The organism is Halorubrum luteum, assembly GCF_054652935.1.
This window is the reverse complement of the sequence record NZ_BAAIGT010000002.1, coordinates 325,998-340,968: the sequence shown is the minus strand read 5'-3', so window position 1 is coordinate 340,968 and position 14,971 is coordinate 325,998. Positions and strand designations below refer to the sequence as shown.

The window sequence follows — 14,971 nt, the reverse complement described above, 5'->3', positions numbered from 1 at the left end:
GGGCGTCGCCTGCGTCGCGGTCAGGCCTCGCTTCCGAACGTCGAGGGCTCCTGCCACGCATCACGGCCCGCAACGGTGCGCTGCGGGAACGGGATCGTGATGTCCTCCTCGTCGAACCGCTGTTTCACCGACTGCACGTACTCCGCGCGGATCTTCACGAAGTCCGCTCGTGAGGGGTCGGAGATCCAGAACCGTGACTGGAGCCCGACGTACGAGTCCGCGAGCTCGTTCAGCCGCACGGACGGCGCCGGATCCTCGAGGATCTCGGAGTGTTCGTTCGCCTCCTCGACGATGATGTCGGTCGCCGCCTCGATGTCGTCGTCGTAGTCGATCCCGAAGACGAACTTGAGTCGGAGCGTCCCCTTCGCGACCGGGTTCTTCACGACACCGCTTGTCAACGCGTGGTTCGGCACCGTCAACAGCTCGTTGTCGAACGTCCGGACTCGCGTGACTCGGAAGGAGATGTCCTCGACGATGCCGGAGTTGCCGTCCCACTCGACCCAGTCGCCGATCTTGAACGGCCTGTCGGTGTAGATGAACACGCCCGCGACGAAGTTCCGGATCACGTCCTGTAAGGCGAAGCCGACTGCCAACGTCGCGGCCGCGGCGATCGTCGCCAGCGACCGCAGGAAGTCGTCGTAGCCGGCCGCACCGAACGCGACGGTTAACCCGGCGAACAGCACCAGAAACGTCGCGATCTTGTTGAGCGGACGGCGCGCGTGCTCTTCGAGTCCTTGGCGTTCGAGCAGTCGCTCGACCAGCGGATTGACGACCGACTTGTTGAGCAGGTACACCGCGACGATGACGATGAGAAACACCGCGGCCGACACGACGAGTCCCGCAGCTGGACCGAGAAACGGCTCGAGGAGCTCCTCGGCGGGCGCGACCTGTGCGGCCGACGGGTCGGACGCATGCGCCCCGGACATCAGTGGAGCACCGCCGTGTTCCCGCGCGTCTCGATCAGCTCGGCGTCGACCGCCTCGGCAAGCTCGGCCGCCAGCTCGTCAGTTGAGGTCCCGCCGCGAGCCGCGCGGAGGAACTTGACTTTCACGAGCTTTCGGTCGTCCAACTGGTCGGCGAGCTCGTCGACGACGGCGTCGACGCCGCTTTTGCCGACCCAGACCGTGACGTCGAGGTCGTGTGCTTCCTTGCGAAGCTGCTGGTCGCTCATACGTCGAGAACACGCTCGTCCGCATTGAAGCTTGAGATGCCGACCGGCCCGGTCCGGTCCGCGGCGTCAGTCGATCCGATAGATCCTGACCGCGTCGTTCTCGAAGACGACCTCGCCGTGCGCCTCGAAGGTGACCTCACCGTATCTGGCCTCCTCGGTCGGACCGACCCAGACGTAGTCGACGTCGTACGCGTCGAGAACCCCAGCGCTGTCGTCTCCCGTCGCCCCGCTGCCGTCCGGCCGGCCGCCGGCGTACGCGCGGTCGACGTCGGCGACCCGGTCGTAGTACGCCTCCTCGCCGCGATAGCCGACCTGGTGGGCCCATCCCGCGACCGTCGGCACGCCGGTCAGGCTGGCGGCCGGGTTCGCTCGCCAGTCGTACATGCCGGGCACTGACGGGTCGGCCGCGAGCCCCTCGGGAGAGCGGCTGGCTCCCGGCGCCTCCAGAAGGACGTCCTCGTGTGTTGCCGTCTCGTCCAGCCACGCGATCGCCGCGGCCTCCTCGGGGTGGTCCGTCTCGGCGAACGCGGTCGCGTGGAGCGTCCCCGCGTCGTACCGGTCGAAATGCTCGGCGAGTGCGAGCCCCGCGTACGGAGCCGACAGGACGAGAAGCGCGACGACGACCAGTCGCGCGACGGTCACGCCCGCCGGGAGGCGGTCCCGAAGCGCGGCCACACGACGGGCGACCAGCGTCTCGGCGTGGGTCCGATCGAGGGCCGTCTCCCGTCCGGAGGATCCACCGTCTCGCGAGGCTCGCCCGGCGAACCCGCCATCCCACAGCTCCGCGAGGACGACCCCGAGAGCAACCCCCCAGATGACCCACACCTGAAAGTACACCTTGAACACCGTGTTGAGCCGCCCGGGACCGGCGGCCTCGACGACGTAGACGAGCTCGACGAGACCCACGAGTCCCGCACCGCCGATCAGGAGTGCGGTCTCGTAGCCGACGTCCCGGTCGAGCCGGAGCGCAACCCAGCCGAGTGCGAGCAGCGGCACGACGACCGCGACCGCGTGGAAGCCGGTGAGAAGCGCGACGGCGACGACCGCGGCGACGCCGAAAAGAAGCGGGAGCCGGCCGGCGTCGGACTGGCGCTCCCCGACTCGGTCGCCGAGGCGGCCGACGAGGTATGCGCCGAACCCCGCGACGAAGACTCCGTGAACGATGAGCAGCTCGAGCAGTCCGGAGCGGTCGGCGGCGTCCAGCAGCGCGGGCTCCTGTCCGGTCGACGCGCCGAGGAAGAACGGCGCACCGATCAGGAAGCCGACGCCGCCCGCGACTGCAGTCACCGCGAGTGCGCCCCCGGTCCGCCCGACCTCGGTCGTGAGAGGTCCCGTTCCGAACCGGTCCCGGATCGCGGTCGCGGCGGCTCGGCCCCACGGAAAAAGCGGGAGCGGCGCGGCGGGCGCGAACGTCAGCGCCAGCCAGAGCAGCCCGAACACGGTCGGGAAATCCCACGTGTGTATCACGATCTGGGTCCCGCCGAGAACGGGGATGACGCCGAACACCAGCAGTCGTCGGCGACGGAGCTCCGCGGCCGGCGTGAGCCAGTACGCGTACGCGACCGCCGCGGCGAGCAGCAGGAACGGTGCACCGGTCATGTGTGCGTGCAGGTCGCCGTTGAGGAAGCCGAACAGCGGGAACTCGTTTATCGTCCCGTCGATCACGCGGCTCGAATCCCAGTAGAAGAACCCGTCCACGCCCGCACGGAGGTCGGCTGCCGAGAGCCGGCCGACTGCCATGGCTTCGGCGAACCGGTCGCCGAGCGCACCGGGGATCACTCCCGCGACGGCCTGCACCGCCGTGACGAGGTTACCGGCGAGCCCGACGAGGAAGGCGGCCGCGACGCCCGCACGAAGTCCGTGAGCGTGCGACGGAGGCGTCGGCTCCACTGAAGCGTTCGACGAGGGAGTCGGCTCTGCTGCCGTCTCCCGCTTGCGAGCGCGACCGGCAGCGATCCCGCGTGCGAGCTCGAACGCGCCGGCGACGAGGCAGGCGTAGAAGCCGGCGAGCGCGAGATTGTAGGCGAACGGAGGATCGGTTCCCGTCAAAAGCGCCACCATCCCGGCCGCGAGGTGACCGCCGTAGTAGTAGTTCAACGACTCGCCCGCGAACCAGAAATCGTATACCGGAACAACGTCCGCCCGCAGCACCGCCCGGAGCAGGCCGTAGTCGAGGAACTTCTCGCCGGCCGTCGGAGTGACCGCCGGGTCGGCGCTCCGGACCGCCGCAACGAGAAGGAACGCTCCGGCGAACACGACCGCGGAGGCGGCGACCTCGCGACGGTCGACCCGCCCGATCCCATCCGCGAGCCGGAGCTCGCGGCGGTTACACAGCGCGTCCCGGTCGAGTCCGAGGACGGCGGATGCGACTGCGAGCGCCACGAGCGCCACCCACAGCGTTGGCCGACCGAATCCGATCCGGCCGACCCAGTAGCCGACGACGACGAGGGCGGCGAGCGCGACGGTGGGCGCGAGTCCAGCTCCCTTGCCGGGGAGCGTCCGGAACAGGCGAGCAGTGAGTGGGAACGCGAGCGCGGAGAGCGCGGCGAACGCGAGGAGCCACCAGACGACTAGCCCGTACTCCATGCGTGAGGCACACGACCCCGCAACTATACCGCTTCGGGTTCTGGTCGGGCGGGCGAGTGCGGAGAGTTCGGACGCCGGTCCGCTTCGAGATTTATATACTCGGCCGACATGGCCCCCGTATGGTCGTCATTGCGGCAGTCGATCGGTCGGACCGCTCACGGAACGTGGTTCACGAGGCCGTGTCACTGGGAGCCGCCTTCGAAGAGCCCGTCCACGTCGTTCACTCGATGACTCGGTCGAAGTTCGTCGACATCGGCGTTCGCAGTGCCGAGGCCGGGAAAACCGTCGATATCGACGACGTCCGCGACGCGGCCGAGGCTGTCGCCAACGACGCGGTGGAGAACGCCGATATTGACGTGGATGCCGGAGAGACGGCGGACCCGCCGGTCGAGACCGTCGGAATGCTCGGTGACCCCGAGGAAGCGATCGTCGATTACGCGGAGCGCCAGGACGCACGGTACGTCGTTGTACTCGGTCGGACGGAGCCGCTGGCGGCGAAAGCGCTGTTCGGGAGCGTGGCCCAATCGATCCTGCGGCACGCTCCCTGCTCGGTCGTCACCCCGTCAGTCGGCGGATCGAACTGACATCGTCGCCTGCGGCCGCCGAGTCACACTGCTTTTTACCCGCCGAGACGGACGCCCTTGCATGTCGATCGGGATCGTCGTACCCGCGTTCCGGCCGGACGTCGACGCGTTGCGCGCGTACGTCCGCGAACTCGACGCGGAGCTCGATCCCGAGACGATCCGGATCGAGATCGACGATCCGGAGCCGACCGTCATCGAGTCGCTCGCCGATCTGCCGGCCACGGTGAACGCGGTGTCGGGCCGTCGCGGGAAGGGCGCGGCGGTGACCGCCGGGTTCGAGGCGCTCGACGCTGACGTGCTCGCGTTCGTCGACGCCGACGGCGCGACGCCCGTCTCGTCGGTGGTGAGAGTCGTCGACCCCGTCGCGCGGGGTGAAACGCCGGTCGCGGTCGGCTCGCGCCGCCATCCGGAGTCGACGGTCACCTCCCATCAGGGGCATCTCCGTCGGCTGCTCGGCGACGGGTTCGCGTGGCTCGCACGTCGGGTTGTTGGCGGGTTCGGAGCGCGGCTGTACGACTACCAGTGTGGCGCGAAGGCGCTGTCCGCGGAGGTCTGGCGTGCCGTGCGTACCCATATCCGTGAGCCGGGATTCGCGTGGGACCTCGAACTGCTCGCGATCGCCGGCGCGAGCGACTTCGAGATGCGGGAGGTGCCGATCGCGTGGGAGGATAAGCCAGGGTCGACGGTCGCGCCGGTCCGGGACACGCTGTCGATGTTCGCCGGACTCGTTCGGGCTCGCCATCGCGCAGGCGTCGTCGCCGGAAGCCGACTACACGCGTCGCTCGACATCGATCCCGGCCCGTCGCTCGTCGAGGAGTCCGTAAGCGCGGATGTCGACGGGGCGACCGACAGGAGTGTCGACCGTTCGACGGACGCACGGAGTCGACGATGAAACCGATAAACGGGGGTACGCAGTGAACGGCATTCTCGACGAGCTGGCGACCGGTCGTCGGCTCGGGAAGTTCGCGTCGGTCGGGCTGGTCGGAGCGGCCGTTGATCTGTCGCTCTCGACGACGATGACGCTCGCGGGAGTAGTCTCCCCGGTGATCGCGAAGCTGATCGGAGCGGAAGCGGCGATCGTGACGATGTTTCTCATCAACGATCGATGGACGTTCCCGGCGTACGGCTCGGACCGACTCCGCGCGAGGCTACACCGACTACTTCGGTCGAACATCGTCCGGTCCGGCGGGCTCGCCGTGCAGCTGATCGTCGTCTTCCTGCTTACGCGACAGGATGTCGTTATTACGGTCGCCGGGACGAACGTCTGGGACGCGCTCACGATGCCGATCGCGATCGGCGCCGCGTTCGTCATTAACTACGTCGCCGAGAGCCTGTTCACGTGGCGTGTTGCCTCCGGCGACGATCCGTGACATCCTCCGTACCCTTCGGCACACCACTTTATAAACGAACGCGGGAGGAACTCGCATACGTGAGACGGATCAGAACCCTTATCCGTGAAACGGGATTTTGCTAACATAGCGGGATGGGATAGCCAGGAGATTCCGCCGGGCTCATAACCCGGAGATCGGTAGTTCAAATCTACCTCCCGCTACTTCTCACCGGTTCCGTCACACCGACGCGGACTGCGACGTTCGACCGGAACGCATACTTTACGTATGGTGGGGAGTAACATGTGAAGAATTAATGTTCACTGCTTCACCCAGGACGGTCGAGGCGCTCGAAGAGGAGGTTGCGGAGTTCGCGGATCCTCCAGAGGAACTCGACGATGACGACATGGCACGACTGGTCGACGCGCTCGTGGCGCTGGCGGACGGCTACGGCAGTCGCGGTGATTTTGCGGCCGAACGCCGCGTGTTGGAGCGGCTGGATCGCCTTCACGAGGCGTATCCGACGACCGACGTCGATATTCATCTCGCCGTGGCCCGGGCGAACGCCGCCGCAGTCGACGACCGGGCGACCGTTCGCGGCTTCGAGGTCGATCCGTCGCGGATCGACGACCACCGCGAGGCGATCGAGCGGCTCTACGACGAGCGACCGGAGCCGACGATCGCCGTTCCGCTCGCGAGAGCGACCGCCGAAACGATCCACGCGTGCGGACGGGCCGAACTGCCGGACCGGATCGAGCCGCTAGTCGACCGGCTCGAGACGCTCTACGACTCCCACGAGGAGGCGGACGTTGCGGCCGGCGTCGCCCGCGGATACGCCCACGCGGAGCGGTATCGCGCAGGCAGCGCGGCTCGCGACGGCGACGAAACCCACGAAGCTCGCGACGGCGACGAAACCCACGAGGAGGCCGGGTATCTCGGTCGTGCCGAGGAGCTCCATCGCGCTCATCCGGACCGGGATGTCGCGGTCGGACTCGCGGGCGTGTTGGCCGGGCGGACGAACGCCGATGCGGCAGCGGGTGACCTCGAGGCGCTCGAGGGACGGATCGCCCGGATCGACGCCATCGCCGACCGTCACCCGGCCGCGGAACGCGAGGTCCTCAGGTGGCTCCCGATCGCGACCGCGAACGCGACCCGGGCGAGCTTCGACCGAGCCGACGAGGAGCGAATCGAACGGTGGGTCGTGCGGACGAGGACGCTCCACGATCGCCTCGACACGCCGACGAGTGCGACGTGGGCGGCGGTCGCGACGTTCTTTTCGGCTCGCGCATCGTTCTTTGCCGCCGACATGGAGACCGGGATGGAGGAGCTCGAGGAGCTACGGACGCTGGAGACAGCACACGACGCCCCCGTCTTCGAGCACTGGCTCGGTCTGTCGCTGTTCGACGCCGCCAGGGCCGCCGTCGAGACCCGTCACGACGAGCGTGCTCGAGAGCTCGCCGACGAGCTGGCGGCCTACGCCGTCGGTCACAGGGATCAAGAGCGGATCGAGGCCGGCCTCGATGCCTTACGCTCTCACGCCCCGGCAGTGTTTCCGACGGACGCATCCGACACCGACTCCGTCGAGGTACCGATAGCCGGCGCGGAGACCGCCACCGACTCGGTCGCCGACGGTGCTCGCACGGGCTCGGCGGTGGACGAACCCGAAACCAGATCGGACGATTCGGGCGGCTCGTGTGGCTCCGGCGGCTGTGGCGGCTGCACGCCCGAGGCTGCCGAGCCGGCCAGTCTCCCGGCCCTCGCCGCCGGCGCGGCGCTTCTCGCCATCGTCGTCGCGTCGGTCGCGTACGCCGGGTACCGACTGCTACGGCTCGCCGGCTCGTCCTTCCGGTCGGCCGACCGACGGTGATCGCTTGTCGTCCGCTTCGCGTCAACCTCAACATTCATTCACACATCGCCCGAAGGGCACGGTAGGAGCTCGCACATGAGCACGCCAACTTCACCGGCTTCGGCCGACCCGGCTGCCGATCCACGCGCCAACTACGACTACCGGAGCGAGGATATCGACGAGCCCGGGCTCGTTTCCGACCTCTCGGCACTCATCGAGGGAGACGTACGCTTCGACAGCTACACGCGGAACCTGTTTGCGACCGACGCCAGCGCGTACCACCAGCTACCGATCGGCGTCGTCGTTCCCGAATCGACCGCCGATGTACAGGCGGTCATGAGCTACTGCGCGGAACACGAGATTCCCGTGCTCCCTCGTGGCGGTGGAACGAGCCTCGCGGGGCAGACGGTCAACGAGGCGGTCGTGCTGGACTTCAAAAAGCGGCTTAACTCGATCGTCGACGTCGACCCCGAGACACGCACGGCGACCGCTCAGCCCGGCATCACGCTCGCGCGGCTCAACGGCCATCTCAGCGAGCACGATCTGAAATACGCCCCCGACCCCGCGTGGGGCGATAAGAGCGTTCTCGGTGGGTGTATCGGCAACAACACGACGGGTGCCCACTCGCTGAAGTACGAGAAGGCCGACGGCTACCTCGAGTCCGTCGAAGTCGTTCTTGCCGACGGGACGGTCACGACGTTCGACTGGATGCCCGTCGAGGAGCTCCACGAACGAGCGGCTGACGCCACCGACGAGGACGGCATCGAAGCGCAGGTCTACCGGGTCGTCTCCGACGTGCTCCGAAACAAGACGGAGGCGATCGAGGAGAAGTACCCCGACCTCATGCGCAACGTCTCGGGGTACAACTTCGACAAGCTGCTCGAGGACGCCGAGGAGCGCGGGGAGGTCAACGTAGGACGACTGCTCGCCGGCAGCGAGGGGACGCTCGGGATCGTCACCGAGGCGACCGTCTCGCTCGAGCCCGTCCCCGCCGAAACCTCCGTCGTCATGCTGACCTACGACGACGTGATTTCGGCGATGCGCGACGTTGCGCCGATCCTCGAACACGACCCCGCCGCGGTCGAGGTCATGGACGACACCCTCCTGGATCTGGCCCGCGACACCGCGGAGTTCGAAAGCGTCGTCGACATCCTCCCGGACGGGACCGACTCGACGCTTCTCGTCGAGTTCTACGCCGACTCGGTTGCAGACGGCAAACGGAAGGTCGCGGATCTGCTTGCTGACCGGTTGCCGGAGTACGAAGCGGAGCTCGAACCGACCCAGCGCGGCGAGCGACTGGCCGCGGCTGGCACAGACCGAAACGCGGTCGATGCATTGGAGGCGTACGAGCCCGACCGGCAGGCGAAGTTCTGGAAGATGCGGAAGGCGGGGCTGCCGATCCTGCTTTCGCGCACCGGCGACGAGAAGCACTGGCCGTTCGTCGAGGACACGGCGGTGCCCGCGGAGAACCTGCCGGAGTACGTCGCCGACATCCAGGCGCTGTTCCACGAACACGACACCTTCGCGTCGTACTACGCTCACGCGGGTCCCGGCGTGTTACATATTCGGCCGCTGTTGAATCTCAAGTCGGAGGACGGCGTCGAGACCATGCTCGAGATCTCGGATGCGATCACCGATCTCGTCATCGAGTACGGTGGCAGCGTCTCGGGCGAACACGGTGATGGCCGCGCGCGGACGACGTGGAACCGCAAGCTGTACGGCGACGAGCTGTGGACGGCGTTTCAGGAGCTCAAGGCCGCCTTCGACCCGCAGGGGTTGCTGAATCCCGGCAACGTCTGTGGTGACTCCGACCCGACCGAAAACCTCCGATACGATCGGAACTACGCGTTCGACGCCGGCTTCGAGCCGGAGCTCAACTGGGATACCGAGAACGGATTTCAGGGGATGGTCGAACTCTGTCACGGCTGTGCGGGCTGTGAGGGGCATCAGGACACGACGGGGTCGATCATGTGTCCGACCTACCGCGCAACCGAAAACGAAGAGATCACTTCGACCCGCGGCCGGGCCAACATGCTCCGACGGTCGATGAGCGGCGACCTTCCCGAAGACGTCTTCTCGGACGAGTTCGTCCACGAGGTGCTCGACCTCTGTATCGGCTGTAAGGGGTGTAAGCGCGACTGTCCAAGCGGCGTCGACCTCGCGAAGCTGAAAACCGAGGTGAAACACGAGTACCATCAACGCGAGGGAGTACCGTTCCGAGATAAGCTGTTCGCGAACGTCGAGACGCTTTACAGCCTCGGAAGCAGCTTTGCGCCCGTCTCGAACTGGGTCGCGAAGCTACCGGGAAGCGGCCTCGTGATGGAGAAGGCGCTCGGGATCGCCCGCGAGCGCGACTTGCCGACGTTCGAGCGTAACACGCTGCAAAAGTGGGATCGCTCGCGGACGCCGGCGGTCAGCGAGGCGGACGCCGAGCGCAAGGCGCTGCTCATCGCCGATCCGTACACCAACTACACGGCTCCGGAGGTCGGCAAGGCCGCAGTTCGCGTGCTCGAAGCTGCCGGCGTCTACGTGGAGATTCCGAGCGACGTGACCGACAGCGGCCGTCCGGCACACTCGAAGAGCCTCGTCGACCGGTCACGAGCGACCGCCGAACGAAACGTCGAAGCGCTCGCGCCGCGGGTCGAGGAGGGGTTCGACGTCGTGAGCGTCGAACCCAGCGACGCAGTGATGTACCAGGTCGACTATCTCGACCTTCTTACCGGGCCGGACGTCGAGTCGGTCGCCGGCAACGCCTACAGCGTGATGGAGTATCTCGACACCTTCGGGCTCGACCGTGCGATCGACACCGACGCGACCGAGACGCTCTCGTATCACGGCCACTGTCACCAGACTGCGGCGAGCCGGGAACACCACGCCGTCGGCGTGCTCCGCCGGGCCGGCTACGAGGTCGACGTGCTCGACACCACCTGCTGTGGCATGGCCGGGTCGTTCGGCTACGAGGCCGAGCATTACTCGATGAGTCAGGCCATCGGCAACCTCCTGTTCGATGCGGTCGACGAGTCGCCCGCAGTCGAAGTCGTTGCCCCCGGCACTTCCTGTCGCTCACAGCTCAAAGACTACGAGAAGCAACACGGGACGCCACCCCATCCGATCGAAAAGCTGGCCGACGCGCTCGCGGAGTGAAACGTCGGCCGAGGTAGGTGGGAAAGCGACCGTCCCGGCTCTCCCTACCGTCTTTGACACCTCCTCGTTTCCCCTACCTTCTTTGACTCCCCCATCGAGGGGATCGCATGAACGAGGCGGCCGTGTTCGACCACGTCGTGACCGAACTCGACGAGCGAAACTACGACCCGCTCGTGCACGTGCCGGACGCCCACGCTGACGCGTACACGGACGTTCTCGACCGCTGTCGCCGACACGAGATAACCATTCGCGGCCGGTATCCGGACGTGATCGGGTTCACGAACACGAACCGCGTGTTCGCCATCGAGGTGAAAGGCTCCAGCGGGCTCCTCCGTGGCATCGGACAGGCGCTCACCTACCAGCAGGGAGCACACGTCTCGTACTTGGCCGGGTACGAGCCGTCGGTCGCCACGCACACGCCGCTCCTTCGCTCGAAGGGGGTCGGCGTCATCGGCGTACACGATGAGGGCGTCGCCTCGTGGAGCGCGCCACCGACCGCCGAGTCGACGGCGGAGGTTGCGGATATCGAGGGACAGCTCTCGGTCCGGCTCCGTGGCTCCGCGTTCGGAGGCGACGTTACCACGCTCTCGCTCGCGCAGCCGCTCAACTACCTCGCGCCGGTCGTCGCGATCGACCGACACGGTCCCCTCGAACGCGACGCGCTCGTGGACGTGCTCGCCGACGAGTACGGCTTCGGGGCGGGGAGTGCCGCGAGTGCGAGCGCCCGAACGCTCGGACTCCTCACGTCGGATACACCGCGTCGATTGACCGACCAGGGCGAACTCTCCGCGACGGTGCTCCGGGGCTACGGCGTCGAGGGACTGGACGACCTGCGCCTTCTCAAGGAGGACGTTCGTGGGAGCACGGTCGTGGCGGTCCACCGGCCGCTCGCGATCCTGCTCCGAAACGCGTTCGCCCGGCATCCGGAGTTCGGACTGCTGCTGGAGGCGCTACGGAAGGAGGGACCGCGCATCCACTTTCCGGACCTCCTCGAGCGGCTCGTGCACGAGTATCCGAACGTCTTTTTGAGTGCGTTCTGTACGACTCGCGGGGCCGACCGCGCCCGGGAGCTGATCGAGCGAGGCGAGACGGAACGAGTTCACTCGGACCCGTCCGTCTGGCGGCAGGTGATCCGGAACAACGTTCTGTTCAACTTCGTCCAGCAGCTCAAACACGTCGGCGTGCTTTCGCCGGAGACCCGCAGCCACAGCGCTGCGATCGCGGAGTACGACCCGGACGAGAAACCGTGGATACTCGGCGACGATATCGGCCGATAGATACTGGAGTATCGCCGATTCCCGGCGGCTACTCCAGTCCGTAGTCGCTCAGGGAGTGGTAGTGTTTCCAGTATCCGGTGACCGCCTCGAGGGCGAACGTGAGTTCTCCGTCCGCAAGCTCCAGCGTCACCTGCTCCGACTCGATCGTCGCGTCGTGCAGGTGCAGCTCCAGGGGAGTCTCGAACTCCTCGACGTTCACCATCAGTTCACCCGTCTTTTCGAGTTCGGATTGCAGCGTGTCGGCGTCCATGGCTACAGGAAGACGTTCTGCTTCTCGAGGTATAAATCGGGCGTGGATTCTTAAGCACTGACAGCAGCACCGAACACCTCCGGCAGTGTCGGCCACTCCGACGACTCACGGCGTGGTCCTCTTCCACCGTATCCGACAGGGGTATGTTCACGACGGTCCAACCGTGCGTAATGGATCGGCGCGTGCTGTTCGCCGCTGTGATACTGTTCGCCGGCGGGGCCACCGGCGTCGGTGTCGCGGCCTTCGCGTTCGTCGGCCTCGATGATGCGACTGCCGAGACGGAGATCCTCTGGCAGTCCACTCCGGCAAACGGTGACGACGGAAGCGGCGCAGTCGTCGCAACGGTCGACGGCGACCCGGCAGTGGTCCAACCCGCCGTCGAGGGCGACGACCCGGTGCTTCGGGCGATCGGCCCAGATGGTGACCGTCCGTGGACGACACCACTACCCGCCGGAGCCGTCGGCGAGATCAGCGACCTCGCGAGCGGCGAGCTCGACGGTGATCCGGTCGTCGCGTTCACCACCGGTGCCGGCGAACTGGTGGCCATCAGCGCCGATGACGGAAGCGAACGATTCGTGATCTCGCTCGCAAGCACCGGTGGCGTACCCCCTGCGTTCGGCGACGTCACGGGTGACGGGCAGACCGACCTCGCGGCCGTCGATGTCGACGGCGGTGTCCGAGTCGTCGACGCCCACGGCGACGTCCGATTCGAGACCGACCTCGACGGAGCCGTCTCGTTGCGCCCCCTCATCGTTGATGGCGAGGGGTCCGCCGCCGACGATGAAGCAGACGAATCAGCCGGTCCGAACGACGGATCGGACACGACGGCCGGCGCGCTTGCGGGATCCGGGCTCGCCGTTCTCACCGATCGGTCGGAGGGACAGACAGTCACGACCGTTGACGGCGGCGGCGACGTCGTCTGGACCGAACCGACGGCGTCGATCGTGCTGAGCTGGAACGCCGCCGACACGACGAGTGGCGGCGTCGTCGCGCTCGGCGGTGCCGACGGGACCCTGACGACGCTGGAGACGACCGACGGGTCGCTGCGGTACACCGTCGGCCTCCAGGACGTTCCGGTCAACGTCGGCGGCGGGGACGCGGGGCGGATCCACGTCGCCGGCACCGGCGACATCTGGGCCGTCGACATGCTCGACGGTGAGGTCGTATGGAAACAGCAGTACGGCGGCGAAACCAGAGTGAACGCGCCAACGGCCGGCGATCTCACCGGCGATGGAACGCTCGAGATCATCGTCGTCAACCGCGAGGGTGAGCTGCTCGGAATGAATCGTAACGGGGAGCCGGTGGCTCGGGGTGGTATCGGCGAAGCGATCGTGTACGCACGCCCGCTGGCGGCGGATCTCACCGGAGACGGGAGAGACGAAGTTGTCGTCGTTACCGAGGATGGAACGGCGATCGCGGTCGCGACGTAGCGGCCGCACGGGAGTCGACACGGCGATACGCGAGCGGTGCCGTCGTCAGGGCTCCAGCCGGTTCGGATCGCGCGGGAACATGATCGCTTCCTTGATGTTGTCGAGACCAGCGACCTTCTGGAGCAGACGGTCGATCCCGAGTCCGTAGCCGCCGTGCGGCGGCGTGCCGAAGCTGAGCGCCTCCAGATAGAACTCGAAGTTCGCCTCCTCGACGCCCTCCTCGGCCATCACGTCGCGCATGATCTCGACGTCGTGCTGGCGCTGACCACCCGAGGAGAGCTCCTGACCTTTATAAATGAGGTCGAACTTACGGGAGGCGATATCGTCGCCGTCGACGTCCTGCATGTAGTAGAACTTCTCGTCGGGATAGCCGACGACGAAGAACGCGGGATGTCCCTGCTCCTCGAAATGTTCGCCGAGGAGCTTCTCACCTTTCGTGTCCAGGTCGGTCGGGTCGTCCGGGACGTGGTCGTACTCCGTTTCGAGAATCCCGAGCGCCTCATCGAACGTGATGCGTGGGAAGTCGTCCTCGGGGACCGCCAGGTCGATATCGAGCACGTCGAGTTCGCGTTCGGCGTCCTCTGCAACCGCGCGCAACGCGTACCGTAGCGACTCCTCCTGGACGTCCATCACGTCGTGGTGGTCGTCGATGTACGCTAACTCGACGTCGAACATCGCGATCTCCGAGACGTGTCGCGAGGTCGCGAAGTCCTCCGCGCGGAACGCGGTGCCGTTCTCGTACACCGCGTCGTAGCCGGCCGCCATCAGGATCTGTTTGTACAGCTGCGGGCTCTGTGAAAGGAACGCGTCCTTGTTGTAATAGAGGATCGGAAACAGCTCCGCGCCGCCCTCCGCGCCGCCCTTCGAGATCCGGGGCGTTTTGATGTCGACGAACCCTTCCTCGTCGAACCACTCCTCCATCGCGCTCATGAGCTTCGAGCGCAGCGTGAACACCGCGATCACCTCCGGCTTTCGGAGGTCGAGTCCGCGGTTGTCGAGTCGGGTCGAGAGGTCGACGTCGACATCCTTCGAGATCTCGAGCGGCAGCGGGGAGTCCGCCTCGTCGAGCACCTCGTACTCGGTCGGCGCGATCTCGACGCCGCCGGGAGCTTGGTCGCTTTCGATCGGCTCGCCGACGATCCGAACGACGTACTCCGCGCCGACGTCCTGGACCGCCTCGAACAGCTCCGGCTCCCGTTCCTCCTTGAACACGACCTGAATCAGGCCCTCGCGATCACGGACGATGAGGAACACGAGTCCACCCAAGTCGCGGATCTCGTGAACGTGGCCGGCGATGGCGACCTCCTCGGCGTCCGGTTCGACTTCCGACGTATGGATTCGCTCGATCATAGCAG

At 66.8% G+C, this 14,971-nt stretch carries 12 protein-coding genes and 1 tRNA gene; 8 read left to right on the top strand and 5 right to left on the bottom strand.

Features of this window, described 5'->3' with window-relative positions; genetic code table 11:
- Nucleotides 1-20 precede the first annotated feature (20 nt).
- The 3 genes from ACYQ0R_RS01710 to ACYQ0R_RS01700 all read right to left on the bottom strand — a co-directional run bounded on the left by ACYQ0R_RS01710 (nucleotide 21) and on the right by ACYQ0R_RS01700 (nucleotide 3,757).
- Nucleotides 21-926 carry a mechanosensitive ion channel family protein gene (locus ACYQ0R_RS01710; protein ID WP_459820622.1) on the bottom strand — a complete coding sequence of 302 codons (906 nt, stop codon included), beginning with the start codon at nucleotides 924-926 and terminating at the stop codon, nucleotides 21-23.
- Nucleotides 926-1,171: a YhbY family RNA-binding protein gene (locus ACYQ0R_RS01705; protein ID WP_459820621.1), complete on the bottom strand. Its 246-nt coding sequence runs from the start codon at nucleotides 1,169-1,171 to the stop codon at nucleotides 926-928. Before ACYQ0R_RS01705 ends, ACYQ0R_RS01710 begins: the two co-directional genes overlap by 1 nt.
- 66 nt (nucleotides 1,172-1,237) lie before the next feature.
- A complete protein-coding gene (locus ACYQ0R_RS01700) occupies nucleotides 1,238-3,757 on the bottom strand; it encodes a DUF2298 domain-containing protein (protein ID WP_459820620.1) in 2,520 nt (839 codons plus the stop codon).
- A 119-nt stretch (nucleotides 3,758-3,876) separates the two neighbouring features.
- Here ACYQ0R_RS01700 and ACYQ0R_RS01695 point away from each other — a divergent pair, with 119 nt between their 5' ends.
- The 7 genes from ACYQ0R_RS01695 to ACYQ0R_RS01665 all read left to right on the top strand — a co-directional run bounded on the left by ACYQ0R_RS01695 (nucleotide 3,877) and on the right by ACYQ0R_RS01665 (nucleotide 11,936).
- Complete coding sequence (locus ACYQ0R_RS01695; protein WP_459820619.1) at nucleotides 3,877-4,341, top strand: universal stress protein; 465 nt, start codon at nucleotides 3,877-3,879, stop codon at nucleotides 4,339-4,341.
- 61 nt (nucleotides 4,342-4,402) lie between these two features.
- Nucleotides 4,403-5,233, top strand: coding sequence for a glycosyltransferase (locus ACYQ0R_RS01690; protein WP_459820618.1), 831 nt, complete (start codon nucleotides 4,403-4,405; stop codon nucleotides 5,231-5,233).
- 22 nt (nucleotides 5,234-5,255) lie between these two features.
- Nucleotides 5,256-5,711: a GtrA family protein gene (locus ACYQ0R_RS01685; protein ID WP_459820617.1), complete on the top strand. Its 456-nt coding sequence runs from the start codon at nucleotides 5,256-5,258 to the stop codon at nucleotides 5,709-5,711.
- A gap of 107 nt (nucleotides 5,712-5,818) precedes the next feature.
- Nucleotides 5,819-5,893 (top strand) — tRNA-Met (locus ACYQ0R_RS01680).
- A 92-nt stretch (nucleotides 5,894-5,985) separates the two neighbouring features.
- Nucleotides 5,986-7,536, top strand: a complete 1,551-nt coding sequence (locus ACYQ0R_RS01675) for a hypothetical protein (RefSeq protein ID WP_459820616.1) — start codon at nucleotides 5,986-5,988, stop codon at nucleotides 7,534-7,536.
- A gap of 75 nt (nucleotides 7,537-7,611) precedes the next feature.
- Entirely contained in the window at nucleotides 7,612-10,659 is a 3,048-nt protein-coding gene (locus tag ACYQ0R_RS01670; protein WP_459820615.1) for an FAD-binding and (Fe-S)-binding domain-containing protein, read from the top strand.
- 107 nt (nucleotides 10,660-10,766) lie between these two features.
- A complete protein-coding gene (locus ACYQ0R_RS01665; RefSeq protein ID WP_459820614.1) occupies nucleotides 10,767-11,936 on the top strand; it encodes a hypothetical protein in 1,170 nt (389 codons plus the stop codon).
- A gap of 28 nt (nucleotides 11,937-11,964) precedes the next feature.
- Here the strand turns inward: ACYQ0R_RS01665 and ACYQ0R_RS01660 are convergent, their stop codons facing one another.
- Entirely contained in the window at nucleotides 11,965-12,186 is a 222-nt protein-coding gene (locus tag ACYQ0R_RS01660) for a hypothetical protein (protein WP_459820613.1), read from the bottom strand.
- Between the two features lie 170 nt (nucleotides 12,187-12,356).
- Here ACYQ0R_RS01660 and ACYQ0R_RS01655 point away from each other — a divergent pair, with 170 nt between their 5' ends.
- Entirely contained in the window at nucleotides 12,357-13,616 is a 1,260-nt protein-coding gene (locus tag ACYQ0R_RS01655) for an FG-GAP-like repeat-containing protein (protein WP_459820612.1), read from the top strand.
- A 45-nt stretch (nucleotides 13,617-13,661) separates the two neighbouring features.
- On the opposite strand, the gene aspS is transcribed toward ACYQ0R_RS01655, so the two are convergent.
- Nucleotides 13,662-14,966 carry an aspartate--tRNA(Asn) ligase gene (gene aspS, locus ACYQ0R_RS01650; RefSeq protein ID WP_459820611.1) on the bottom strand — a complete coding sequence of 435 codons (1,305 nt, stop codon included), beginning with the start codon at nucleotides 14,964-14,966 and terminating at the stop codon, nucleotides 13,662-13,664.
- Nucleotides 14,967-14,971 lie beyond the last annotated feature (5 nt).